The sequence below is a fragment of the Novosphingobium sp. fls2-241-R2A-195 genome (assembly GCF_030209485.1).
GTDB lineage: Bacteria > Pseudomonadota > Alphaproteobacteria > Sphingomonadales > Sphingomonadaceae > Novosphingobium > Novosphingobium resinovorum.
In genome coordinates this window covers 69,626-94,356 of sequence record NZ_JARVRY010000017.1, presented here as the reverse complement: position 1 = coordinate 94,356, position 24,731 = coordinate 69,626, and the positions used below count along the sequence as shown (strand labels likewise).

At 65.9% G+C, this 24,731-nt stretch carries 22 protein-coding genes; 9 read left to right on the top strand and 13 right to left on the bottom strand.

Translation table 11 applies throughout. From position 1 onward, the window contains the following. Positions 1 to 2: 2 nt before the first annotated feature. From QRN25_RS13915 to QRN25_RS13895, 5 genes are read right to left on the bottom strand one after another with little or no spacing between them, the layout of a single operon-like run. A complete protein-coding gene (locus QRN25_RS13915; protein ID WP_271183050.1) occupies positions 3 to 773 on the bottom strand; it encodes an enoyl-CoA hydratase/isomerase family protein in 771 nt (256 codons plus the stop codon). After that, positions 770 to 1,891, bottom strand: a complete 1,122-nt coding sequence (locus tag QRN25_RS13910; protein WP_285019941.1) for a type 2 periplasmic-binding domain-containing protein — start codon at positions 1,889 to 1,891, stop codon at positions 770 to 772. The genes QRN25_RS13915 and QRN25_RS13910 overlap by 4 nt, the downstream gene beginning before the upstream one ends. Further along, positions 1,888 to 3,078: a CaiB/BaiF CoA transferase family protein gene (locus QRN25_RS13905; protein ID WP_285019940.1), complete on the bottom strand. Its 1,191-nt coding sequence runs from the start codon at positions 3,076 to 3,078 to the stop codon at positions 1,888 to 1,890. Before QRN25_RS13905 ends, QRN25_RS13910 begins: the two co-directional genes overlap by 4 nt. A 14-nt stretch (positions 3,079 to 3,092) precedes the next feature. Next, positions 3,093 to 3,839 (bottom strand): SDR family NAD(P)-dependent oxidoreductase, encoded by a 747-nt coding sequence (locus QRN25_RS13900; protein WP_285019939.1) that lies wholly within the window; start codon positions 3,837 to 3,839, stop codon positions 3,093 to 3,095. Continuing rightward, positions 3,836 to 5,014 (bottom strand): aldose 1-epimerase family protein, encoded by a 1,179-nt coding sequence (locus QRN25_RS13895; RefSeq protein WP_285019938.1) that lies wholly within the window; start codon positions 5,012 to 5,014, stop codon positions 3,836 to 3,838. The genes QRN25_RS13900 and QRN25_RS13895 overlap by 4 nt, the downstream gene beginning before the upstream one ends. A gap of 73 nt (positions 5,015 to 5,087) precedes the next feature. On the opposite strand from QRN25_RS13895, the gene QRN25_RS13890 reads away from it, so the two are divergent. Next, the gene (locus tag QRN25_RS13890) at positions 5,088 to 5,447 is read left to right on the top strand and encodes an L-rhamnose mutarotase (RefSeq protein WP_285019937.1); all 360 of its coding nucleotides are present in this window, start codon (positions 5,088 to 5,090) and stop codon (positions 5,445 to 5,447) included. A 39-nt stretch (positions 5,448 to 5,486) separates the two neighbouring features. Here QRN25_RS13890 and QRN25_RS13885 read toward each other — a convergent pair whose 3' ends face one another. Then, entirely contained in the window at positions 5,487 to 6,227 is a 741-nt protein-coding gene (locus QRN25_RS13885; protein WP_285019936.1) for a FadR/GntR family transcriptional regulator, read from the bottom strand. Between the two features lie 152 nt (positions 6,228 to 6,379). Here QRN25_RS13885 and QRN25_RS13880 point away from each other — a divergent pair, with 152 nt between their 5' ends. The 5 genes from QRN25_RS13880 to QRN25_RS13860 all read left to right on the top strand — a co-directional run bounded on the left by QRN25_RS13880 (position 6,380) and on the right by QRN25_RS13860 (position 13,743). After that, positions 6,380 to 7,534, top strand: a complete 1,155-nt coding sequence (locus tag QRN25_RS13880; RefSeq protein ID WP_285019935.1) for a mandelate racemase/muconate lactonizing enzyme family protein — start codon at positions 6,380 to 6,382, stop codon at positions 7,532 to 7,534. Then, entirely contained in the window at positions 7,534 to 8,790 is a 1,257-nt protein-coding gene (locus QRN25_RS13875; protein WP_285019934.1) for an MFS transporter, read from the top strand. Before QRN25_RS13880 ends, QRN25_RS13875 begins: the two co-directional genes overlap by 1 nt. Positions 8,791 to 8,871: 81 nt before the next feature. Further along, positions 8,872 to 11,613 carry a TonB-dependent receptor gene (locus tag QRN25_RS13870; RefSeq protein ID WP_285019933.1) on the top strand — a complete coding sequence of 914 codons (2,742 nt, stop codon included), beginning with the start codon at positions 8,872 to 8,874 and terminating at the stop codon, positions 11,611 to 11,613. A gap of 66 nt (positions 11,614 to 11,679) precedes the next feature. After that, positions 11,680 to 13,086, top strand: coding sequence for a DUF1593 domain-containing protein (locus QRN25_RS13865; protein WP_285019932.1), 1,407 nt, complete (start codon positions 11,680 to 11,682; stop codon positions 13,084 to 13,086). A gap of 93 nt (positions 13,087 to 13,179) precedes the next feature. Beyond that, complete coding sequence (locus QRN25_RS13860) at positions 13,180 to 13,743, top strand: DsbA family oxidoreductase (protein WP_285019931.1); 564 nt, start codon at positions 13,180 to 13,182, stop codon at positions 13,741 to 13,743. Between the two features lie 28 nt (positions 13,744 to 13,771). Here QRN25_RS13860 and QRN25_RS13855 read toward each other — a convergent pair whose 3' ends face one another. Next, entirely contained in the window at positions 13,772 to 14,983 is a 1,212-nt protein-coding gene (locus QRN25_RS13855) for an IS256 family transposase (RefSeq protein ID WP_059150834.1), read from the bottom strand. Between the two features lie 60 nt (positions 14,984 to 15,043). On the opposite strand from QRN25_RS13855, the gene QRN25_RS26445 reads away from it, so the two are divergent. Then, positions 15,044 to 15,274: a hypothetical protein gene (locus QRN25_RS26445; protein WP_502910468.1), complete on the top strand. Its 231-nt coding sequence runs from the start codon at positions 15,044 to 15,046 to the stop codon at positions 15,272 to 15,274. Between the two features lie 144 nt (positions 15,275 to 15,418). On the opposite strand, the gene QRN25_RS13845 is transcribed toward QRN25_RS26445, so the two are convergent. The 4 genes from QRN25_RS13845 to QRN25_RS13830 all read right to left on the bottom strand — a co-directional run bounded on the left by QRN25_RS13845 (position 15,419) and on the right by QRN25_RS13830 (position 19,945). Next, positions 15,419 to 16,195, bottom strand: a complete 777-nt coding sequence (locus tag QRN25_RS13845) for a DeoR/GlpR family DNA-binding transcription regulator (protein ID WP_271183038.1) — start codon at positions 16,193 to 16,195, stop codon at positions 15,419 to 15,421. Positions 16,196 to 16,273: 78 nt separating this feature from the next. Beyond that, a complete protein-coding gene (gene rhaT / locus QRN25_RS13840) occupies positions 16,274 to 17,341 on the bottom strand; it encodes an L-rhamnose/proton symporter RhaT (RefSeq protein ID WP_285019930.1) in 1,068 nt (355 codons plus the stop codon). Between the two features lie 28 nt (positions 17,342 to 17,369). After that, positions 17,370 to 18,518 (bottom strand): FMN-dependent L-lactate dehydrogenase LldD, encoded by a 1,149-nt coding sequence (gene lldD, locus QRN25_RS13835; protein WP_285019929.1) that lies wholly within the window; start codon positions 18,516 to 18,518, stop codon positions 17,370 to 17,372. Beyond that, on the bottom strand, positions 18,515 to 19,945 hold the full coding sequence (locus tag QRN25_RS13830; protein WP_285019928.1) for an FGGY-family carbohydrate kinase: 1,431 nt from the start codon (positions 19,943 to 19,945) through the stop codon (positions 18,515 to 18,517). Before QRN25_RS13830 ends, lldD begins: the two co-directional genes overlap by 4 nt. A gap of 122 nt (positions 19,946 to 20,067) precedes the next feature. Between QRN25_RS13830 and QRN25_RS13825 the strand changes: the two genes are divergently transcribed. Further along, the gene (locus tag QRN25_RS13825) at positions 20,068 to 22,182 is read left to right on the top strand and encodes a bifunctional rhamnulose-1-phosphate aldolase/short-chain dehydrogenase (protein ID WP_285019927.1); all 2,115 of its coding nucleotides are present in this window, start codon (positions 20,068 to 20,070) and stop codon (positions 22,180 to 22,182) included. A 26-nt stretch (positions 22,183 to 22,208) separates the two neighbouring features. Beyond that, positions 22,209 to 23,501, top strand: a complete 1,293-nt coding sequence (locus tag QRN25_RS13820; RefSeq protein WP_285019926.1) for a sugar isomerase — start codon at positions 22,209 to 22,211, stop codon at positions 23,499 to 23,501. A 191-nt stretch (positions 23,502 to 23,692) separates the two neighbouring features. Here the strand turns inward: QRN25_RS13820 and QRN25_RS13815 are convergent, their stop codons facing one another. Together QRN25_RS13815 and QRN25_RS13810 are read right to left on the bottom strand one after the other, a co-directional pair. After that, positions 23,693 to 24,283: an RNA polymerase sigma factor gene (locus tag QRN25_RS13815; protein ID WP_285019925.1), complete on the bottom strand. Its 591-nt coding sequence runs from the start codon at positions 24,281 to 24,283 to the stop codon at positions 23,693 to 23,695. 7 nt (positions 24,284 to 24,290) lie between these two features. Continuing rightward, entirely contained in the window at positions 24,291 to 24,731 is a 441-nt protein-coding gene (locus QRN25_RS13810) for a periplasmic heavy metal sensor (protein ID WP_271183033.1), read from the bottom strand.

The window sequence follows — 24,731 nt, the reverse complement described above, 5'->3', positions numbered from 1 at the left end:
GCTCAGCGTCTCCGGAACACGGGCGCGCGGCGCTCGGCGAAGGCGGCGCGGCCCTCTGCGGCGTCGGCGGTGGCGAAGCAGATGGCCTGCAGGTCGCGCTCGTACTCGATGGCCTTTTCGTAAGGCATCTGGTGCGCGGCGCGCAAGTTGAGCTTGGCGGTTTCCGCCGCGATCGGGGCGCGGGCGGCGATCTGTGAGGCGATCTCACGGGCGCGGGGGAGCAGCGCGGCGGACTCGGTCACTTCGCTGACGAGGCCCCAGGCGGCGGCCTGCGCGGCGTCGATCATCTCGCCGGTGTAGAGCATCAGCGCGGCGTTCGACATGCCGATGGAATGCGACAGGCCCACCGCCATGCCGCCGCCGCCGATCCAGCCCAGCTTGATTTCGGGCGCCGCGAAGCGGGCGTTGGCGGAGGCGATGCGGATGTCGCAGGCCATTGCCGTCTCCAGCCCGCCGCCCAGCGCATAGCCGTTGATCGCGGCGATCACCGGCTTGCGGCAGGCGCGCAGGGCGTCGCAATAGTCCTGCCGGTTGCGGAAGTCCCAGGGCGTCGCGTAGGCATCGAGCCCCGAGATGTCGGAGCCCGCGCTGAACGCCTTCTCGCCGGCGCCGGTCACGATGACCACGCGCACGTCGTCCGAGGTGTTGCAGGTGGCGACGGCGGCGACCAGCGCCTCGGCCATGTCCGGGGTCATGGCGTTAAGCTTTTCCGGGCGGTCCAGCACGATGGTGGCGACGTGGGCGGCGATGTCGAAGCGCAAGTTGGCGCTCATGTCTCGGTTCCTCGGGTGTGATGGCGGGTATAGGCGGCCTCGATCCCGGCGAGGACGGTGGCGGCGGGCTCTTGCGCAAGGAGACCTTCGCGCAGGCGGGCGGAAGCCTCGGTCTGGAAGGCGATGGCGCCGTCGTGGCGCGGACGCAGCGAGGCCGCTTCCAGCGTGGCGCGGGTGCTGGAGTAGAACCCGTTCCACGCGGCATCGACTTGCCTGTCGGCCCAGGCTGCGCGCAGTGCGGGCTGGCCTTCGTGAGCGGGGATGAACGCCGTCTGCGCCTCTTCGCTCATGAGCCAAAGCAGATGCGCGCGCAGTTCGTCGGTCACCGCGCAGCGGCGCGAGACGGCGACGCCGGTGCCGCCGAGGATCGAGCCGATCCCGACCGGTCCGCGTGGCGCATCGGCAAAGGCGACGCCAGTTCTCGCATAGTTCACGTAGCCGTAGACCAGCGGCACCAGCGCAATGTCTTCCCCGTTCGACAGTGCTTCGAGCAGCGCGATGGGGTTCTGGTCGATGCGCGCGCGCGTGGCATCGCCGGTCAGCCGGGCCATCAGTTCATAAGCCTCGCGGCCCGTGTGGGGATCGACGAAGCGTTCTTCCGGCCTGCCTCCCGCGTGCAGCGAGGCGACGATGGACTGGAAGGTCAGCGCCGCATGCGGGCCGGAGAGCGAAAGCGCCACCGGCTCGCGGGAGGCGAGGGCGTTCACTTCCTCCCAGGTCTGGGGCGGGGTTCCCACGCGCGCCGGGGCATAGGCCATGACCTGGCTGGCCGCGTCGAGCGGCAAGGCCCAGTGCTGGCCTCCATAGCGATAGCTGACCAATGATGGGCCGATGGCTGCCGGTTCCAGCGCCGCCACGGCATCCGCGCCGATCACCTGTTCCATCGGAAGCAGGCAATCGTGCGCCACCGCTTCGCCGACATGGGGATGGTCTAGGACGATGAGGTCGTAGCGCTGCGCAAGGTCGGCGATCGGGTGGGACTCGAAGCCTTCCAGCGGATGGCGATCCCAGGCGATCGACAGGCCATGCGTAGGCGCGACGATGGCGGCAGCAGCCTCCAACGCGCGGTAGCCGCGCGGGTGGTCCCAGGTGAGGCCGCGATAGGCGGGCGTACTCATGCGTGCTGGCGCACAACGCCGGATTCGATGAGCTGGGCGATGTCCTTTGCCCCGAGGCCCGCTTCGCGCAGTATGGCCTCGCTGTGCTCGCCAACCAGCGGTGCGCCGCGTGTGATGGCGCTGGGCGTGCGGGAGAAGCGGATGGGGAAGCCGGGCACTTTCACGCGGCCTTCGGTGGGGTGGTCGTACTCGACGAAGGTGCCGTTATGCTTGATCTGCGGGTCGTCGACGAGGTCGGCGTAGCCATAGACCGGCCCGCACCAGATGTCGGCGGCGCGGAACTTGTCCAGCCAGTGCGCGGTGGGCTGGCGGATCAGGTGTTCGCGCAGGCGGGCGAAGATTTCGTCGCGCCGGGTCCAGCCTTCGCGTTCCTCTTCCATGTCGGCGAAGAACGGGTCGTCCAGTTCGCGCGCCAGCGTGTCGAAGCGGGCCATCGCCAGCGTCATGTAGCCGTCCGCCGTCTGGAACACGCCGTAGGGCGAGCGGATGTAGCTGTGCGCGTGAGGCTCGGCCGAGCGGGCCTGCGGCTTGTTGCCGACGGTGAAGACCGACAGCTCCTGCATCTGGATGGTGGTGATCGCGTCGAGCATGTTGACCTGCACCAGCTGCCCCTCGCCGGTGCGCTCGCGGTGGAACAGCGCGGCCAGCGCGCCTTCGAAGGCGCTGTAGGCGGCGATCGCGTCCACCAGATACTGCCCGGCGGGGGAGGGCGGCGTGCCTTCGCTTCCGGCCGAGAGCATCGCGCCCGACATGCCCTGCAGCAGCAGGTCCTGCCCCGGCAGCATGCGGTACGGCCCGTCCTCTCCGTAGCCCGACATCGAGACGTAGACGAGGCGCGGGTTGATGGCGGAAAGCGTCGCGTAGTCCACGCCGAGGCGCTCGGCCACGCCGGGTCGGTAGTTCTGGAGGAAGACGTCCGCGTCCTTCACCAGATCGAGCAGCACCGCCTTGCCCTCGGGTGCCTTGAGGTCGATCGCCAGCGAGCGCTTGTTGCGGTTGAGCGAGAGGAACGAGACGTTGATCTTGTTGCCCGTCGCCCCGCCTGCGGAGGCATGGCGCTGCCATTCGCCGCTGGTGGGCTCCACCTTGACCACGTCGGCGCCCATGTCGCCGAGGCGCTGGGCGGCGAAGGGACCGGCCATGGCGATCGAGCAGTCGAGAACGCGGATACCTTTGAGGATTGTCATGTCGATCGTGTCCTTCAGGACATGGTCCAGCCGCCGTTGACGTGCAGCGTCTGTCCGGTGATGAAGCCTGCCTCGTCGGCGGCGAAGAAGGCGATGGCGTGGGCGATGTCGGACGCGGTGCCGCGCCGCTTGATCGCCTGGGCGTCCAGCACCATGCGGTTGTAGCCCTCGGGATCGGGGTGGATCGTCTCGGCGTCGGTGGGGAAGGCGCCGGGGGCGATGGCGTTGACGGTGATGCCCCATTCGCCGAACTCGCGCGCCCAGGCCCGCGTCAGGCCGACCAGCGCGGCCTTGGAGGCGACGTAGGGCGACAGGTTCTCCCACCCGCCCGAAATGGTGATGCTCGATACGTTGACGATTCGCCCGAAGCCCTTCGCGCGCATCCCCGGCAGCGCCGCCTGCACCGCGACGATCCCGGCGTCGACGTTGATGCGCTGGACCCGCTGGTGCTCCTCGATCGTGTAGTCCTCGAAGGGTTTGGAGGGGTAGATCGCGGCGTTGTTGATGACGACGTCGATGCCGCCGTGCTCCCGCGCCAGAGCGTCCAGGATGGTGCGCAGCGCGGCGAGATCGGACAGATCGGTGCGCGAGACGGTGAGTTGTCCCGGCCCCTTGCCGGCAGCGGCGGCGGAGAGGCGGGCGATCTTCGCATCGTCGTTGTCGAGCGCGATGACATGCGCGCCGCGCTCGATCAGCAGCAGCGTGGTATCGAGCCCGAGCCCGCCCGCCGCGCCGGTGTAGAGGACGGTGCGGCCTTTCATGCGCGGCCTCCGATCACGGGATAATTGCCGGTGGGCGCGGGATATTCTTCCTGCGGCTGCAGCATGACGCCCTCGATCCGCGCCACGGCGGCGGAGACGGCGGCGCTGTCCGGCAAGACCTGCAGCACCGTGTCGTAGCGGCGCTCCTCGCCGTGTTCGAGCAGGATCAGCTCGCCGCGTTCGCGGGCGAAATCCTTGCCGAGGACGTGGTTGGTCGAGGGCTCGATCCCCACCGCATAGTGGCCCGCGTGGAGGTTCTGCCACTCGAACATACAGGGGAACTGGTCCTTGCGGGTGGTGACGGAGAAGCCGAAGCCCAGCGCCTCGTTCACCAGCGCGACCTCGACGCGGCCCGTCGCATCAGGGGCCATGTCGTGCTGCCAGACCTGTTCGTGGAAGTTGACGATCGGCGCGGGCAGGGTGCGATAACCGACGCCCTGTTTCTGATAGTCGTCCGCGTGGGCGGCCCAGAGCACCTCGCGCACCGGGGCGACGTAGCGCGCGCCTTCTGCCACCACCGGATGCCCGACGTTGATGTGGTAGCAGTACATGTGCGGCGTCGTGTAGAAGCCGTGGTTCACCACCCGGTCGGTCATGCGGATTTCGTCGCCGCCGAGGTCCGCCTCGATGCGGCGGATGAGGTGCAGGTCTTCGCCGAAGACGGTGGACTGGCGCACGATGCCCTCGGCCCAGAAGATGCAGGCATCGCCCTCCCAGCGCTCGCCGTAGCCGGTCAGTTGCGCCGGGATCGTGCCGACGCGCCCGTGGAGCGAGGAGGAGACGACTTCGCGCGGGCCGTAGTTGTAATGGCCCGCCGGGTCGTCATGCATGAACAGGATGTGGTCGAGGCCGCAGGTGATGTTCAGCCCCGACATCGAGCGGAACCAGCCGAGCCCGCCTTCGCCCTCGTAATCGTGCAGCGCCGGGTTGCGGAAGCCGGACGGCGAGTGCCAGCCCACCGCACGCCCGGCGTGGTCGCACTCGGCGATGTCCATGGCGCGGTCCACCAGCACGGTAAAGCGCAGGCCCGAGCCGGTGCGGAATTCCAGCAGGCGCACCCCGCGCTCGACGCCGTCGCCCAGCGTCATCAACCGGACCCCGGCGAACTGTGACAATGATCCGGTGCGCTCGGCGATGTGTCTTTTCGACCGCTCGGCGCCATACAGCAAGGCCATGCCTGCCCTCTCCATCTTGTAAGACGTATGATGAATACGTAAGGAGAGGATGGGCGTCAACCGGGAGAGTGGAATGACTGAAATCGTGCGCCGATGCTTTGCCGTGGACCTTGTCGATGAGCCGGAGATGATCGCGCGCTACCGGGAATGGCACGCACCGGGCGGCCCTCCGGCGGCGGTGACCGAAGCGATTCGCGCCGATGGTGTGCGCGATCTCCAGATATGGCTGGTGGGAGACCGCCTGTTCATGATGATGGAGCAGGACGCAGGGCTGGCCGCCGATCCGCAAGGCAAGGCGGCGCGCGATGCGGCCAACCCGGAGGTGCAGGCGTGGGACGCGCTGATGCGCACGTTCCAGCGCCCGCTACCCTTCGCGCCGGATACGACGTGGGTGGAGATGGAACGGATCTACGCGCTGTCGGAGCAGGACTAGGAGATACGCCCGTCGTCCCGGATCAAATCCGGGATGGCGTCACTGCGCCCCATTCGCCCGGCGGCGCGCCCAAGACGATTCGATATGGTCGCGCATTGCCTTGGCCGCGGCATCGGCATCGCCGTCGACGATCGCCTGGTAGACCTTGCGATGCGCGGCGTGAGTCTCGCGTACGTGCTCGACGTTGAGCGTCCCCGAATAGCCATGGGTGTTGAGCGCGCGCGATTGGATGCTGTCGATGATCGCCTTGCTCAGCCGTGCGCCCGACATGCGCATGATGACGTCGTGGAAGTTCACGTCCTCATGCACATAGGCGGCCGGCATCTCGACCAGCGCCTCCAGCTTGTCGATCTGGGTCTTCAGTTCCGCGCGGGTTTCAGGCGTCGCGCGCCGGGCGGCCTTGGCGGCCATCGAGGCCTCCAGCGAGGAGCGGATTTCCAGCAGGTTGTCGAGATAGGCCAGCCCGTCCTCGCGCCGGAACAGCGCCGCCAGGATCATCGGGTCGAGGAGGTTCCAATCGCCCTGTTCGCGCACGATGGTACCGCGCCCCTGCAGCGAGACGACGAGGCCCTTTTCGGTGAGTGCGGTGGTCGCCTCGCGCACGACGGTGCGGCTGACGCCGAAGTGGTCGCACAGCATGTTCTCGGGAGGAAGTGCGCTGCCGGCCGGATAGACTTCGGTGACGATGGCGTTCACCAGTTCCTCCACCACCGCTTCGGCCAGGCGCGGACGCCGCCGTGTCTTAGCGGGCGCTCCGAGGCCGACTACCTTGTCCTGCATGCTTTTTGACGCCTTGTGAAATCATGGTGACGCGCATCGTTCGCGCCTGATTCACGCTGAACCGACTTGACGGAGCACGTCAAGGCTTGTCAAACGACATAGATCATACATAATACGAATTACGAACAGGGCTTGGGGCAGAGGAAACCCGGATGAAGATCACAGGCTACCGCAGCCTTACCGCATTCCATGACTGGCTCCGCCCGGTGGGTGACGTCAACGGAATCGTCGAATCGGGCATTACCGAAGTGCCGGTGCTGCTGTTGGAGACGGACGGCGGACTGACCGGGATCGGCCTGGGTTCGCACCGCGAGATCGACCGGCTGTTCCCCGCCGTCGAGGGCGCGGACCCGCGCGGCGTTACGACGCTCTATGACGCGATGCTCTCGCATGTGTTCAAGAGCGGCCATGCCGGGGCTACTTTCGGCACGATCGCGGCGATCGACATGGCACTATGGGATCTGAAAGCGAAGATGGCCGAGGAACCGCTGTGGCGTACGCTGGGCGCGGGCGACCGGTTCGTATCGGGCTATGCCTCGGGCCTGTGCTACGGCCTCGACGATGCCGCCTTCGCTGCGCACTACGGACAGTGGGCGCAGCGTGGCTTTACCGCCGCCAAGATCAAGGGCGGGCGCGATCTCGACCGCGACATCGCGCGGCTGGAAACGGCGCGCGAGATTCTCTCGCGCAATACCAGCCGGCCCGCGCTGATGCTCGACGTCAACGAGGCGTGGAACACCAAGCAGGCGATCCGCCACCTTGCCGAGATCGCGAAGCGCGTGGACCTGACCTGGATTGAGGAACCTGTCCGTCGTTGGGATGCGGCGGGCCATGCGCGGATCGCCCGCGCCGCAAAGACGGCGGTGGCGACCGGCGAGAACCTGACCGGGCTGGAGCAGTACGCGCCGTTGTTCGATGCGGGCGCGGTCGATATCGTGCAGGCGGGCAGCGTCTGGGGGATCACCCATTTCCTGCGCGTGGCCATGGCCGCGCATTCGCGGGGGCTGCCGGTCTCGCCGGTGGCCTACAACGCCAACCCGGTGGCGCACGCGGCGGCGGCGGTGCCGAACATGATCGGCATCGAGGTGCAGGATTTCGCCTTTCCCACCGGGTTCGACGTGGACCAGCGGATCACAGAGGGCGGCATCGTGCTGGGCGACCGTCCGGGCCTCGGCATAGAGATCGACGAGGCTGCGGTCGCCGACGCGGTGGCCTCGATCGGCTGGGGTGAGCGCGGCGGGCCGCATCGCCGCCCGGCGGACGCGGGGCTGCGGCTGGTGCCGGAAATGCGGCGGGCTGCAGAGTGATGCACGGCGGCGTTTCCGAACCTGCCTGGGTTGAGGGTCGCGCGCGCTGGCGGCTGCAACTCTCGCTGATGGTCAACTTCTTCCTGCTGATGGCGCTCTACAGCGGCGTTCTGGGGGTCTTGCTGCCCAACCAGATTGCCGAGCTTTCGCCGGGCTCGAAGGAGAACAACCTGGCGCTGCTCTTTGCGATCACTTCCATCTTCTCGACTCTGGCAACGCCCATCGCGGGCGCCTTGTCGGACCGTACGCGCAGCCGCTGGGGGCGGCGCTCGCCGTGGATCGCGATCGGTTCGCTGGTCGGATCGGCGTGCCTGTTCGGGGTGTCGTGGACGACCGGGTTCTGGTCGCTGATGGTCCTGTGGGTCATGGCGGCGGTTGCCTACAATTCGATGCAGCCCGCGATGACGACGCTGATCGCCGACCGCTTCGCGCCCGAGACGCGCGGCGGTGTCTCCGGCATTGTCGGCGCGGGGATGACCGCCGGGCTGACTGCGGGCACTGTCGTCGCGGGTTACCTCGCGTCGGAGCGGCTGCTGGCCTATGGCCTGTTCGCGGGCGCCATCGCCGCGTCGTGCGTGGCTTTCGTGGCGCTCAACCGCGAGCCGCCCAGCGACACCCAGCCGCGCCGTCCCGTGCACTGGGGCGCGTTCCTGAAGAGCTTCTGGATCAGTCCGCGCGAACATCCCGACTTTGCGTGGGCCTTCGCCAGCCGCTTCACGATCTACATGGGCTATCAGGCGGTCGCCGCCTACCTGCTCTACATCCTGCGCGATTACATCGGGCTGGCGGACGGCGCCTCCAACCTCGCGATCGCCAACATGGCGATGGTGACGCTGGTGTGCCTGGTGGGCTCCTCGCTCGTCTCGGGCTGGCTTTCCGACCGCTGGCAGCGGCGCAAGCCCTTCGTAATTTGCGGCAGCCTGATCATGGGCGCGGCAATGGTGGCGCCGCTGGTCGCGCCCTCGATGGCGGGGATGTGGGTATACGCGGCCGTCATCGGCGTGGGCTACGGCATGTTCATGTCGATCGACATGGCCCTGATGACGCAAGTGTTGCCCAAGGCGGCGCTGGGTGACGAGGGCAAGGACCTCGGCGTGCTCACCACTGCCGTCAACATACCCCAGATCATCAGCCCGGTCATGGCGGCGGCGCTGCTTGGCGTGTTCGGCGGGGACTACCGCGCGATCTTCATCGCCGCCGTCGTCTTCGTGTTCGCCTCGGCGCTCTGCGTACTGCCGATCCGCTCGGTGCGATAATTCATAATACGTATGATGTAGTTTGACACATGATCTTTGGCAGGTCATAACGCCTGCAAAGAATTTCGAGGGAGAGTCGAAATGTCCAAGGAGGGAAGGCTTCGCAGCGCGGCCACGACGGCGCTGCTTTTTTCAGCTGCATCGGTGCTAGCGCTGGCAACAAGCGCGCAGGCTCAAGAAGCTGCGGCTGATACCGGGGCGTCGGAAGCCGTCGATGCGGAGAACGTCATCATTGTCGCGGGCATCCGCGCCAGCCAGAAGGCTTCGATCGACATCAAGCGCGATTCCATTGCGGTGGTGGACTCGATCGTCGCCGAGGACCTGGGCAAGCTGCCGGACCAGAACGTCGCGGAATCGCTTCAGCGCATCGCCGGCGTCACCATCGAGCGCAACCGGGGCGAGGGCCGCTACATCACCGTTCGCGGCTTCGGGCCGAAGTTCAACGCGGTGACCGTCAACGGCCGCACGCTGGCGACCGACAACAACGGCCGCGAGTTCTCGTTCGACGTCATGCCGTCCGAGATCATCGCCGGGGCCGACGTCTACAAATCACCGCAGGCCAACATCAACGGCGCCTCGATCGGCGCGACGGTAGACGTCAAGACCCTGCGCGCGATCGACCAGAAGGACGAATTCTCGTTCGCCGGATCGGCCGGACAGATGTGGGCGGAACTGGCCGACAAGTTCAACCCGGAAATCTCGGGCGTGGCCTCCTGGCGCAATGCCGATAAGACCCTCGGCATCTCGCTTTCGGCGGTCTATACCGAGCGCCAGACCCGCAACGACGAATTCACTATCGGCGCGGGCCACGTCTATCGTTCCAGCACCGATTCCTACTACAATGCAGGCGGCGTTCCCGGCGCGCGCATCGGCCCGGACGTGGCACCGTTCACGCGGGTCTCGATGCCTTCGAACTTGTCGCCGTTCTTCTTCGAGCGCAACCTTAAGCGCTACGGCTTCTCCGGTTCGCTGCAGTTCCGCCCGACCGAGACGCTGACCGTCTCGCTCGACGGGCTCTATTCGAAGGCTGACTTTAAGGAGCAGCAGACCGGTCTCTCCTACGACTTCTCCGGCGGTACTTTGGTGGAGCAGGTGGTCGAAGGCCAGGAGGCGGTCTATCAGCGCTATCAGGGCGGCTTCGTCGACCAGATCCTGCAGTACGACCACCGCAAGGTCATGACCAACCAGTTCGGCGCCAACGTCGAATGGAAGCCGACCGAGACGCTCAAGATGCGCTTCGACGCCTCTCGCTCGAAAGCGGAACGGCGCGGCAAGGAGGACAACCTCTTCACCACGATCCGGCGCAAGAACATCGACCTCTGGTTCGATCGCCGCTCCGGCAGCCCGATCTACGAATATGGCTTCTCAAGTCCGACCTACCCCAACGCCGCGACCAGCCCCGACGGCATCACCGCGCACTATTACATCTGGGGCGGCGGCACCGACGTAGACGACAAGATCGAGGAATATCGCTTCGACAACGAATGGGAGGCGACGTCCAACCTGACGCTCTTCGCCGGCGGCATGTACTCGCGCCGCACCAAGACGCTGACCGGGGACGAGATGCCCTTCGGTGAGCAGTGCGCCTACTGCGGCTCTGACCGTGTGCTTCCGGGCTATCTGTTCCAGCCCACCAACCGCAACTTCTTCCAGGGTGGCGGTCCTTCGAACATCATCCGCGACTGGGTGATCTACAGCCCGCAGCAGCTGGTGAGCGTGATCGACCAGTTCGCGGCGGAGGACGGCATTGCGTTCAACCCGGCGGTCTTCTCGCCTTCAGCCTCTTCGGTGGTCGATGAGAAGGTGAAGATCGGCTACGTCATGGCCAACTTCCGCACCTCGCTGGGCTCGATGCCGCTGACGATCAACGCGGGTCTTCGCTATGAGGGGACGACCTATACCTCGACCGGCGCATCGCGCACGGTCCTCAGCGCGCAGCCGAACGGGCAGGGGCAGAACATCATCGTCGTCTCGCCGGTCGTTCCGGTAGGCTTCAAGGGCAAGTACAACGACTGGCTGCCCTCGGTGAACATCAAGCTGGAGGCGACCAACGACCTCATCCTGCGCCTCGCCGCCTCGAAGGTGATGACGCGCCCGACGCTGACGGACCTGTCGCCGCGCCAGTCGATCCAGACCAACCCCGGCAACGAGACGATCAGCCGCGGCAACCCTGACCTGCAGCCGTTCCGCGCCAAGCAGATCGAGGCCGGCGTGGAGTGGTACTTCAACGCGAGTTCGCTGCTGTCGGCGGCCGCGTTCTACAAGAAGATCGACTCCTTCGTGACCCTGGTGACGACGCCGCAGCTGGTCGATCAGGTGACTTTCCAGGTAACCGTGCCCGACAACGGCAAGGGTGCGACGGTGAAGGGCTTCGAGCTTGGCTATCGTCAGGCCTTCACCGGCCTTCCCGCGCCGTTCGACGGTCTGGGCGTGCAGACCAGCTTCAACTACACCAAGTCGAACGCCAATTACACCAACCAGGTGGCGGGTGTCTCCTACGGGCTGGAGGGCCTGTCGAAGACCTCCTACAGCCTCGTCGGGTTCTACGAGAAGTACGGCCTGCAGGCGCGCGTGGCCTATACCTGGCGGGATAACTTCCTGCAGGTAGCGTCAGGCCGCAACGGCGAGCCGGAATACTTCGCCGCCTATGGCCAGCTCGATGCCGGACTGTCCTATGAAGTGACGCCGCAGTTCACGATCTTCGCCGACGCGCTCAACCTCAATGACGCCAAGGAGTTCATCTACTCCGTCAGTGAGGACCGCACCAAGGAGTATCGCAGGACCGGGCGCCGCTTCTCCGGCGGTGTGCGCGTCCGCTTCTGATCATCGATGGAAGGGACCGGGGCGCAATACCCGGTCCCTTCTCGGCATTCGGGATGACATATGGTGATGAAGCGCCTTGCTCCGGTTCTGCTCGCAGCCGCAGCGCTCGGGTTGCCGGGGCTGGCAGAAGCCACTCCGGTGTCCCGCGTCGCGGAAGCCGGAAAGCCGCGCGTGATCGTCCTGACGGACATCGGCTCGGACCCGGACGACATGGAATCGATGGTGCGGTTCCTGCTGTACACCAACGAATTCGAGGTCGAGGCGCTGGTGCCCTCGACCTCGCGGCATCTGCAGGATTCCGTCCATCCCGAGCAGATCCTCAAGCGCATCGATGCTTACGAACAGGTGCTGCCCAACTTGCGCGCCCATGCGCAGGGTTGGCCTACTGCCGCGCAATTGCGCGCGCGCGTAAAGCCGGGGCGGCCTGAATACGGGATGCTCGGCGTCGGCGCGGGGAAGGATACCGAGGGATCGCGCGCCATCGTCGCCGCGCTCGACAAGGCGGACCCGCGCCCGGTGTGGATCTGCGTCTGGGGCGGGGCGGTCGATCTGGCGCAGGCGCTGTGGTCGCTGCGCGAGACACGCCCGCCGGAGGAAGTGGCCCGCCTTGCGGCGAAGCTGCGCGTCTACTCGATCTCCGATCAGGACAACGCGGGGCCATGGGTCCGGCGGCAGTTCCCGGACGTGTTCTGGATCGTCAGTCTCACGGCGCACCGGCACTACAACCTGTCGACCTGGGGCGGCATCTCGGGCGACCGGATGTACTATTTCGACGGACCGGACTTCACCACGGTCTCGAAGGAGTGGCTGCGCGAGAATGTGCAGATCGGCCCGCTCGGCTCGCTATATCCCGACTACGAGTTCATCATGGAGGGGGACACGCCCAGCTTCCTCTACCTCGTGCCCAACGGCCTCGGCGATCCCGAGCATCCCGACTACGGGAGCTGGGGCGGGCGCTACGGCAAGGTTTCCGAATGGGACGGCATCTGGACTGACACCAGCGACCTCGTCACCGGCATCGACGGCAAGGTCCGCCAGACCAACAAGGCAACGATCTGGCGCTGGCGCGAGGCGTTCCAGAACGACTTCGCGGCGCGCATCCAGTGGACGCTGCAGAGCGCGTTCAGGGGCGCAAATCACGCACCAAGACTGGCACTCAACGGCACTCAGGGTGTCACAGCAGTGACAATGACTGCCCTTCCGGGCGAAACCGTGCGCCTTTCCGCAGCCAGTTCGCACGATCCGGACGGGGACCTGGTGGACTACACCTGGTGGCAGTATCGCGAGGCCGAGGCGGTCAACCGCAGCCCGCGCGTCGAACTCCAGCGCGGCGACCCTCTGGAGACCCGTTTCGTGGTGCCCGAGGTGACCGAGCCGACCCGCTTCCACATCATTCTCGAAGCGCGCGACAGGCGCGCGCCGGCGCTGACCAGCTATCGCCGTGCGATCGTCTCGGTGGAGCCGCGGCGCTAATCGGGGAAATGGCGGGTACCTCTCGTCATGCGCCCGATCGTTCCTATCTGTCCGACGGTACGCCGATGCATCCGATTGAAGGAACGCCTGAACATGCCGCAGCACCTCAAGATCGATTTCGTGTCCGATGTCGCCTGCCCCTGGTGCGTCATCGGTCTGAAGAGCCTGGAAGCAGCGCTTGAACGGCTTGAGGGAGATGTCTCGGCAGACATTCATTTCCAGCCGTTCGAACTGAACCCGAACATGCAGAACGAAGGGCAAAACCTGCGCGAGCACATTGCGCGGAAGTACGGCACCACGCCGGAACAGTCGGCCGCGAGCAGGGCGGCGATCCAGGAGCGGGCCGCAGGTGTCGGCTTCACGATTGCGATGAACGACGAGAGCCGTATCTACAATACGTTCGACGCACATAGGCTGTTGCATTGGGCGGGAGAACAGGGCCGCCAATCCGAACTCAAGCACGCGCTGTTCGAGGCGTATTTCACGCAAGGCGTCAATGTCTCGCTCCATGAGGTTCTGCTGGATGTGGTGGCAGCTGCGGGCCTCGATATGTCGCGTGCGGCGGAAGTCCTTGCCGGAGATGAGTACGCTGCGACAGTCCGTGATGACGAGGAACTCTGGCGTTCGCGAGGGGTCGCGTCCGTCAATGTGGTGTAAAATCGGGTGTGGCCACTGGGCTGCATTTTCAGGCGGCCTTGGGTGTAATCTGTAGCGGCTGTGCCTCCTCGATCATTGGTGTGGCAAGGGCGGCCATGCCCTCGATCTGCATGTAGCGGTGCTGGAGCTGGTATTCGTCATTCTGCTCGAGCAGGACGGCGCCGACGAGGCGGATGATGCTGTCCTCGTTCGGGAAGATGCCGACCACATCGGCGCGGCGCTTCACTTCCTTGTTCAGGCGTTCCAGCGGATTGGTGCTGTGGAGCTTGACCCGGTGCTGCTCGGGGAAGGTCATGTAGGCGAGCACGTCGTGCTCGGCATCGTCCATGCAAGCGCCGAGCTTTGGCCAGCGGGCGCGCAACTGATCAGCGACCTGCCGCCAGACCTGCGTCGCAGCGGCATGGTCGGGCTGAAGGAAGACCTGACGGATTGCAGCGGCAACGACGGTATTCTGGCCCTTGGGCACATAGGCCAGGGCGTTGCGCATGAAGTGGACGCGGCAGCGCTGCCAGGTCGCGCCCATGACGCGGGTAATCGCCGCCTTGAGCCCCTCGTGGGCATCGGAGATGACCAGCTTCACGCCGGTCAGGCCGCGCCGGACGAGGTCCTTGAGGAAGCTCGACCAGAACGGCTCGGCTTCGGAAGGACCGATGTGCAGGCCGACGATCTCGCGCTTGCCCTCGGTGTTGACGGCCACAGCGATTATCGCGGCGACACTGACGATCCGCCCGCCCTCGCGCACCTTGAGATAGGTAGCATCGAGCCAGAGGTAGGGCCAGTCGCCGGCGAGCGGCCGCTTGAGGAAGGCGTGGACCCGCTCGTCGATGTCCTTGCACAGCTTGGATACCGAGGACTTGGAGATGCCAGTCATGCCCATCGCCTGCACCAGTTCATCGACGCGCCGGGTGCTGACGCCGGCGATCCATGCTTCCTGGATCACCGCGACCAGCGCCTTCTCGACGGTCTTCCTTGGCTCCAGAAAGCCGGGAAAGTAGGCGCCGGTCCGCAGTTTGGGGATCTTGAGATTGAGCGTGCCGAGCCGGGTGTCGAGACTGCGGTCGCGGTAGCCATTGCGCCAGGTCGTGCGATCGCCGGAACGCTCGTGCCGGCCGGCGCCGACCAAGCCATCGACGTCGGCCTCCATGATGATCTGTAATACGTTCTCGGCGATCGTGCGCAGGAAATCTCCATCTCCGGTCTTCGCCATCAGCTCGGCAAGCGGTAATCTATCGTCGGTCATCGGGATCAACTCCTCGGTGGGCGTGTGAAGTGTGGTAACTCCACCTTACCGATGAGCCCGGTGGCCACCGAGATCGAATTCGCATGGGTGGGGCATGCCCCACCCATGCGATCGCCTCAATCTACACCGGAAATTACACCACGAGCGCGGACGCTAACTTCGCGAGGGATCTCGAGCGTCCCGGCGATCATCATCGACGAGAAGTACCTTGTGTCCGGTGGCCAGCCGGTCGAGGTGTTCGAGGACGTGCTGAAGAAAATTGCCGCCGAGCGGGCGGCATTCGCTCAATAGTTCTGACTGCGTCCCGCGACGGGCGCATAAGACCTCTGATGAAGTAAGGCAAAATGCGCTTGTCGTACAAAGCCTTGCCAACGCTTGCTGCAGAAGGTTGCTCCCTTCGATCAGCGGATGCGTTGAACAGACCAATCCTCGTTTTCAGGCAACCACTACCTCGATCCCAGCATCCTCCAACATTTCCAAAGCCTGTCGATCAACGCCCTTGTCAGTGATCACCACGTCGACTTCGCTAAGATCGCAGACGATGGAACCCGAGATCGAAACAAATTTGCTGCTGTCGATCAACAGGATGAGTGTCTCCGCGCGCTTGATGAAGCTGCGTTCGGCGGCGACAAGGATAATATCCTGCTGCATCACGCCTTGCGGGCCAATCGCGGCCGCTCCCATGAATAGCTTGGGAGCGTGAAAGCGCGGCATCGATTCCTCTCCTGCCGGCGCCAGGACAATGTTCTGTTCGCGAAATACGGTGCCTGAAGGAAGCAATACCCGCGTACCCTCCTGCGGCAAGAGCGCATCGACGATATGCAGCGAGTTGGTAAGCACTTGGCAATCGAGCCCAGCTAGATGCGGGCACATTTGCAAGGTCGTGGTTCCCCCGTCGATCATGATGCCTTCGCCGGGGAGGCACAGCGCTGCCGCAGCACGACCAATCGCCTGCTTGGCAGGCAGGTTTTGCAAGATCGACTGGGCGAACGGCGTACCTGAAAGCCCGCTTTCGCGTTCCTCCTTCTGATCTTGCGGCGCTTTTGCGCCGCCGTGTACGCGCACGATCAGGCCCTCTTCCTCCAAACGGGTGAGGTCACGCCGGATCGTCGCCGGCGAGGCTTCGAGAAGTGCCTCGAGTGCGCGATACGTCACGAACCCGGTGGCCGCCACCGCTTCGAGGATCAGGCTTTCACGCTGCGTAGAGTGCATTGGCTACCTTATGTCGCTTTATGTCGGTCCATGCGCGGGCTTATGACGGACTTTTCGATCATGAGCCATCATTTCTGCTCACGGGGTCATCCCCGCCTCGATCATGTTGCCCGCCCCGATGATCACCGTCGAGCCGACGAGCAGGCCGATCCCGGTCCAGACCAGCGTGCGCGTACGAAGGCTGGCGCCCTTCCACTCCTTCAGCGCAAAGCCCCAGAGCGTCGAGAACAGGATGATGGAAGCCATGTGCAGCGTCCACGAGGAGAAGCCGTAGCGTCCCATCTGGCTCTCGCCCATCGTGTAGAAGAAGAACTGGAAGTACCACAAGGTGCCGCCCAGAGCCGCCAGCAGGTAATTGACCAGAAGCCTTGGCTTTTCCCCGGTCGGCACTCGGCCGAGGAACTGGCCGAAACTGCGGTTGCGGCGGATGAGGATCGCGCACCAGATCGCATTGGTGGTGAGGCCGCCCGCCAGCACCACGCAGAGCACCGGAAGCCCTTGGCTCAACGGATCGGTCCCGGCCGCCAGCGTCAGGTCCCGGATCGGCTGTCCGGCATCGAGGCCCCAGGCGAAACAGCCCGACATGACGCCCGAGAACACCGCGATCAACAGGCCTTTGCGAAGGTCGAACTCGGCCACGCCCTCGGAAATCTTGCCGCCCAGGTCCTTGTCCTTGGCGCTGCCCGCCCGCGCGACGACGACGATCCCCGCCAGCGTCACCAGAATGCCCAGCAGCGTCAGTTGCCCGCTGGGGCGTGAGGCGATCTCGCCGATGGTGCCGTGGAAGATCGGCGGTCCCATCGTGCCGATCACCGTGGTCAGTCCCAGCGCCACGGCCATGCCCAGCGAGAGCCCGAGATAACGCATCGTCAGCCCGAAGGTCAGCCCGCCGAAACCCCACATCGCGCCCCAGAACCAGCACCACAGCAGGGTCCGCGAAGGCGTGGCGGCCAATACGCCGAGCAGGTCCTCGGTGCGCAGCGTGGCGAAGAGCCAGGGCGCGATGGCCCAGGAGAAGATGCCGCCCGCAAGCCAGAATATCTCCCACGACCACAACTTGATGCGCTTGTAGGGGACGTAGAAGCTGGCGGAGGCGAAGCCGCCAAGCCAGTGAAACAGGACGCCCAGCGGCGGATTGCCTCCCATGATTTTCGTGATCCTCTCTTGATGTATGTTATCGGGTGGCCGCCAGGCAGTTGCGGTCGATCTGGTCGATGCGGGTGGTGCCGGTGAGCGCCATGGCAACGCGCATTTCGGCCTCGATCAGCTTGAGCATCTTCGTGACGCCTGCTTCTCCTCCGGCCGCGAGCGCCCAGGCCCAGGCGCGGCCCAGCAGCACGCCCTTGGCGCCCAGCGCCAGCATCCGCACCACGTCGAGACCGGAGCGGATGCCGCCGTCGGCCAGCACGGTCAGGCGGTCTCCCACCGCATCGACGATCGGGGGCAGGGCGCGGGCGCTGGAAAGCACGCCGTCGAGCTGCCGCCCGCCGTGGTTGGAGACGACGATGCCGTCCGCGCCCAGCTCTGTGGCTTCGCGCGCGTCGTCCGGGTCGAGAATGCCCTTGATGATCAGCGGCCCCTTCCATTCGGAGCGGATGAAATCGAGGTCACGCCAGTTGATCGAGGGGTCGAAATTGTTTCGCATCCAGGCGAAGAAGTCCTCGATCCCGGTCCTGCCCTGCAGCACCGGGGCGACGTTGCCGAGCGTGTGGGGGCGGCCGTTGATCCCGACATCCCATGCCCAGCCGGGCCGGGCGGTGGCCTGCGCAAAGCGCCAGAGCGCGCCCTTTATGCCGCCGGATCCGGCAAGGCCGGTGTGGTAATCGCGATAGCGGCTGCCGGGGACCGGCATGTCGACGGTGAAGACGAGGGTGGAGCAGCCCGCCTCGACCGCCTGCGCCAGCAGGTCCTTCATGAAGGCGCGGTCGCGGATCATGTAGAGCTGGAACCAGAACGGCCGGTCCGCAGCCCTGGCGACTTCGCCGATGGTGCAGGCGCCCACCGTGGAGAGTGTGAAGGGAACGCCGGCGTTCTGCGCCGCCCGCACCGCCTGCGTCTCGCCGCGCCGGGCGTAGAGCCCGGCCAGCCCGATCGGGGCCAATGCAAGGGGCAGGGCCAGCTTCTGGCCGAACAGCTGCGTCGACAGGTCCAGCGCCGAGACGTCGCGCAGCACGCGCTGGCGCAGGGCGAGTTCGGCAAGGTCGGAGACGTTGCGACGCAGCGTCGCCTCGGCATAGGAGCCGCCGTCGATGTATTCGAACAGGAAGCGTGGCAGCGTGCGGCGTGCGGCTTCGCGAAAGTCGGGGATCGAGGCGGTGATCATGCGGTCAGTCCTGCGGGAGCCTTCGCCACGGCCTCGCGCCAGGCGTCGCGGTAGCCGAAGAGGTCGCCTTCCAGCGGTTCGACGCAGATAAGTTCGCCGCCCGCTTCGAGCGACGGGTCGATCAGGCGCAGCGCGCCGAACGAGACGTCGTTATGGGCATTGGCGAGGAAGACCCGGGTGTCCGGGCGCAGCGCGGCGAGCGCGCGCACGAAGACCTCGGCCTCGGAAAAGCGCCCCTCGATCAGCAGCCGGTCCTTCGAACCGATCAGGTCGAGCGCGGTATCCGCCACCAGCGCGGCGTAAAGGCAGATCGCCGCGCGCCGGGCGTACCAGGTTCCCTGCCACTCGACCGGCGCGTTGACCCAGCGCGCCTCGCTGTCGGGATAGGGGCCGAAGCCGGGCGCGAGCGTGGGCATCATCATCGTGCGGCGGCGCAGCAGCGCCGGGACTTCGGCCATCAGGCGGGGCTGGTCGGGCTTGATGTCGATGCGGCGGGTGTCGAGCTGGATGACCGTCTCGATCTCGCGCCCGCCCATGAAACGGGCCGAGGGCACGGGCGCGCCATAGGCATCGACGTTGACCAGCGTGTCGCGCCCTTCGGGCAGCGAGGCGATGGCGAAAGGCTCGGCGGCAAGGCGCATGGCGATGAACCATGTGCCGGTGGAAAGGATCGTCGCCTCCTGCCGCGCGATCTGCGCGAAGCCGCGCGCGGCGAGCAGCGCGGCGTTCGAATCGTGAAGTCCGGCAAGCACTTGCGCACTCGCGGGCAAGCCGGTCTCGGCCGCGAGTTCGGGGCGCAGGGTGCCCACGACCTCGCCTGCGCCGACCACGGGGGCAAAGCGCTCGGCCCAGCCGAGGCGCTCGGCCATCGGGGAGAAGCGCGCTTCGCCGGGGGCCCAGAGGTCCGAGTGGCAGCCGAGGCTGGTCACTTCGCTGACCGCCCGGCCGGTAAGGAACCAGGCCCAGTATTGCGCCCAGGGCACCAGCGTCGCCCGCGCCATCGCCTCGGGGTGGCGCTGCGCCATCCACCAGATCTGCGCGCCCATGTTGAGACCGTCGGGCAGGGCGGGGGAGCCGGTCACGGCGAGCGCGTCGCGCTCGGCTCGGTAGGCGGCCATGACGTCGCTCGGGATCGGCTGTTCGTAGTCGAGCGGGGCGAAAAGCAGCCCGTCTTCTGCGATCGCGGCGAAGGCGGCGCCATGGGCCACGGGGATGATCACCTCGACCGGATGGCCTGCCCATTCACGCAAGGTTGCGCGCAGCCAGTCGCCGATTCCCTCGGCGTCGAGGCGGCGAATCCCGTCGATTTCATGGACCGGGTTGGGGCGCACCTGGCGGCACACAAGGGTACCATAACGGCACCACAGCGACACCTTGCTGAGGGTCTTGCCGATATCGACGACGATGTAAGCGCCTGTTCCTGCCATTCTCTCCGCCGCCATTTTCAACCAGGCAGCGATCTGCCCGAACATGGTGTTGATTGATTGCTTATGAGCGATTAGTATCGAGTCAGATTGAACATGAAAAGAGGAAATGTCAGAGGGTGTCCATGGATACGATCACAGCCCCCGCATCCGCTGATGCGCTAACCTTTGCCGTGCCGACCAGCCGGTGGGACGACTCGGTCGCGGCGTCTCTTTCTCCTGCCCAACTGCTGCTCTACCGCTCCAACCTGCTGGGTTCCGACCTGACTGTCACCAACTTCGGCGGCGGCAACACCTCCGCCAAGCTGCAGGAGGTCGATCCGCTGACCGGACAGACGGTGGAAGTCCTGTGGGTGAAGGGCTCGGGCGGCGACATCGGCTCGATGAAGCTCGATGGATTCGCGACGCTCTATCAGGACAAGCTGCTTGGCCTCGAACAGCACTACGGCGGCCCGGACGACGACGACAAGATGGTCGGCTACCTGCCGCACTGCACTTTCAACCTGAACGGCCGCGCGGCGTCGATCGACACGCCGCTCCATTCGCTGCTGCCTTTCGCGCATGTCGATCACGTCCACCCGGACGCGATCATCGCGCTTGCCGCCAGCTCCGGCGGGGAGGCGGCGACGCAGGCGATCTGGGGCGGCCGGATCGGCTGGCTGGCGTGGAAGCGCCCCGGCTATACGCTGGGCGTGCAACTGCGTGACTTCGTGGCGGCCAACCCCGGCGTCGAAGGCGTAATGCTCGCGGGCCACGGCATCATCTGCTGGGCGGACAGCGCGAAGGCCTGCTACGAACACACCGTCGAACTGATCGCCGACGCTGCCGCCTACCTCAATGCGGGCCTTGCCGGGAAGCCCGCGTTCGGCGGTGCGGCTTATGAAACCGCCGGGGACCGCGCGGCAATCGCGGCCGATCTCATGCCCCGCCTGCGCGGCCTGATGACCGGAGCGCGGCGCAAGGTCGGCCACTATTCCGACGATGCCGAAGCGCTCGAGTTCGTGAATTCGGCCGACTTCCAGCGCCTCGCTGACCTCGGGACCTCGTGCCCCGATCACTTCCTGCGTACCAAGATCGCGCCATTGACGCTCGACCCGGCGCGGTTGCAGGATGACGCCTACCTGGCGCAGAAGATCGCCGATTACCGCGACCTCTATGCTGCCTATTACGAGCGCTGCAAGCGTCCGAACTCGCCCGCGATGCGCGATGCCAATCCGGTCGTGGTGCTGGTGCCGGGCGTCGGGCGCATCACGTTCGCCACCGACAAGACCACCGCGCGCCTCGCCGGCGAGTTCTACGGCAACGCCATCAATGTCATGCGCGGGGCCGAGGCGATCGGCGACTATATCGCGCTCGATGAACAGGAAGCCTTCGACATCGAGTACTGGCTGCTCGAGGAAGCCAAGCTGCAGCGCATGCCCGCGCCCAAGCCCTTGGTCGGCCGCGTCGCGCTGGTGACCGGCGGTGCGGGCGGCATCGGCGCGGCGAGCGCGGCGCGGCTGATGGCCGAGGGCGCCTGCGTGGTTCTCGCCGACCGCGACGGCGCCGTCGTCGAGGACGTGCGCGCCGGTTTCGCCAGGCAGTTCGGCAAGGACGTGGTGCGCTCCGTCGTATGCGACGTGACGGACGAGGCGCAGGTCGCCGAGGCTTTCGCCTTTGCCGCGCGTGAATTCGGCGGGCTCGACATCCTCGTCGCCAATGCGGGCATCGCCTCTTCGGCGCCGATCGAGGAGACCACCATCGCGCTATGGAACCGCAACTACGACGTTCTGGCGCAGGGCTATTTCCTGACCAGCCGGGCCGCGTGGCCGCTGCTCAAGGCGATGAAGGAACAGGGCGGCACCAGCGTCGTCTTCATCGGCTCGAAGAACGGCGTCGCCGCCGCTACCAATGCCAGCGCCTATGCCTCGGCCAAGGCGGCGGCCAACCACCTTGCGCGCTGTCTGGCGCTGGAGGGGGCGCCGCACGGCATCCGCGTCAACGTCGTCAACCCCGACGCCGTCATCAAGGGCAGCCGCATCTGGGACGGCGACTGGCGCAAGGAGCGCGCGGGCGCCCACGGTATCGACACCGGCAAGGAACTGGAGGAACATTACCGCCAGCGCTCCATGCTCAAGCGCGACGTGCTGCCTGGCGACATTGCCGAGGCGGTGTACTTCCTGGCGGGCGACCAGTCCGCCAAGTCCACCGGCAACATGATTAACGTCGATGCGGGCAACGCCCAGGCGTTCACGCGCTGATCGCGACGGGAAGAGGATAAGAGACAATGACGAACCTGCCGATTTCCGCCGAACTGATCGCGGAAGCCAATGCCCGCGCCGCCGAGGCGCTGGAAGACGATTACGCCTCGCTGGGCCGCAAGCTGGAGCGTTCGGGCATCGCCATCGATGCGATCAGGGACAAGGTTGCGGGCTTCTCCGTGGCGGTGCCGACATGGGGCGCGGGGCGCGGCGGCACCCGTTTCGCCAAGTTCCCCATCCCCGGCGAGCCCACCAATATCCATGAGAAGCTGGAGGACTGCGCGGTCATCAACCAGCTTTCGCGCCTGACCCCGCGCGTCAGCCCGCATTTTCCGTGGGACAAGGTCAGCGACTACAAGGGTCTGCGCGAGGAGGCGGCGAGCCTCGGCCTGGGCTTCGATGCGGTGAACTCGAACACGTTCCAGGACCAGAAGGGGCAGGCGCAGACGTATGCCACCGGCTCGCTCTCCTCGACCATCGAGGCGACGCGGGCTCAGGCCGTGGAGCACAACATCGAGTGCATCGAGATCGGCCGCCACCTCGGCTCTACCGACCTGACGGTGTGGGTGGGCGACGGCACCAACTTCCCCGGCCAGCAGGATCTCGGCCGCAGCCTCGACCGCTATCTCGACGCTGCGAGCGAGGTCTACGCCGCGCTGCCGGACGACTGGCGGATGTTGCTGGAGCACAAGATGTTCGAGCCCGCGTTCTATTCCACCGTCATCAGCGACTGGGGTTCCTCGATCCTTGCCGCGCAGGAGCTTGGCCCCAAGGCCAAGTGCCTCGTCGATCTTGGCCACCATGCGCCCAACGTCAACATCGAGCAGATCGTGGCGCGCCTGCACCGGTTCGGCAAGCTCGGCGGCTTCCACTTCAACGACAGCAAGTACGGCGACGACGACCTCGATTCCGGCTCGATCAATCCGCACCAGCTGTTCCTGGTGTTCAACGAACTGGTCGAGGCCGAACTGGCCCCGCGTGATGGCTTCAACCCCAGCTACATGATCGACCAGTCGCACAACGTTACCGACCCGATCGAATCCATGCTGTCTTCGGCCGAGGCGATCGGATCGTGCTACGCCAAGGCACTGCTGGTCGACCGAGAGGCGTTGCATCTGGCGCAGGAAGCGAACGACACGATGATGGCCTTCCAGGCCCTGCGCCGGGCCTACAACGTGGACGTTTCTCCGATTCTCGCGAAGGCACGCATCGATGCGGGCGGCGCGGCGGACGTGCTGGGCGTCTATCGCGAAAGCCGCTGGCGCGACCGCAAGGCGCAGGAACGCGCGGCGGTAGGGCTGGGGGCCGGAATTGTCTGAGAATTCGCAATGAATTCCGAGCAAATCGTCGGCCGCGCGGTGGGAAAGGCATCCTGCTCCTCAGACGCGCAAAGACGTTGGTTATGAAGCAGGGCTCCGGCGGGGTTCGTGGTGATCGGGGTCTGTCGATCTGCCGGACCTGCCGGTTTCCGAAAGATGGACGCTTCGATGCCCCTCACCAAATCCCGCCGCTATCCCTCTATCAAATATGACAATTTCTGCCGGGCACGGTAGATGCGTGTCTCGACGGCCTTGCGGCTGATGCCGAGTATCGCAGCCGCTTCGTCCTGAGCCAGACCCTCGATCGCGCAGAGCAGCATCGGCTCTTTCAGGGTATCGGGGAGCGCGGCCAGGGCGGCATGAATGCGATCGACCTCGCGGCGCGACGCCAGCGCTGCTTCAGGTTCTTGTGCGGTATCGGCGACTGCCAGGGCATGCTCCATCGGCAGGGCGAGGGACAGGAACCGCCGTACCGCTCGCCGCCGTGCCCAGTCGCGGCACTTGTTGAGGGCGATCCGCAGTACCCATGCCCGGAACGACCGCGCCGGATCATAGCGGCGCAGCGCGAGGAAGGCTGCGACGAAGCTCTCCTGCGTGACGTCGAGGGCATCGGCATCATTGCCCACATGGCCACGCACCACGCGGAACACGGCGCTGCGGTGCCCAGCCATCAGCGTATCGAACCCGGCCTGCCCACCGGCAAGCGCGAGCGCGACGGCGCGGGACTCGTCTCCCTTCGCGTCGCCGCGTGCATCAATGCGGCTCTGTCGTGCGCCGGTCACTGGCAGATCAGTCCTGCGGCGGGGACGTCAGCGCCTCTGCCACTGCCGTATCGAAACGGCCGGTCTGGTCGGCGCGCAGGACGGCGCGCATCGCGAAGATGTGCTGCAATGTTGCCTTCTGAAGTTCGCCCATCGCCACGTGAGAGTGATCAACCGCTTTCTCGACATCCGGACCATAGGCGTGTTCGTGTGCGATAGCGGCCGCGAGATCGGAATTGGCCGCCAGCAATTCCGTTTCGAGGCGCGCCCGCCGGGAGGCGAAGCCCTTCTCCAGCAGTTCGATACGCTCCATCTGAGCTGGATCGAGATTCAGTTCGCGATGAAGAACCACATGAATCCGGCTCTCTTGCGGTTCCGGTTCCCGCAGCCGCTGCCCCAGCCAGAGCGCACCGAGTGCGACAAGGAATGCCAGCAACGCGACCAGACAATAGCGGGAGACGTTTCCCAT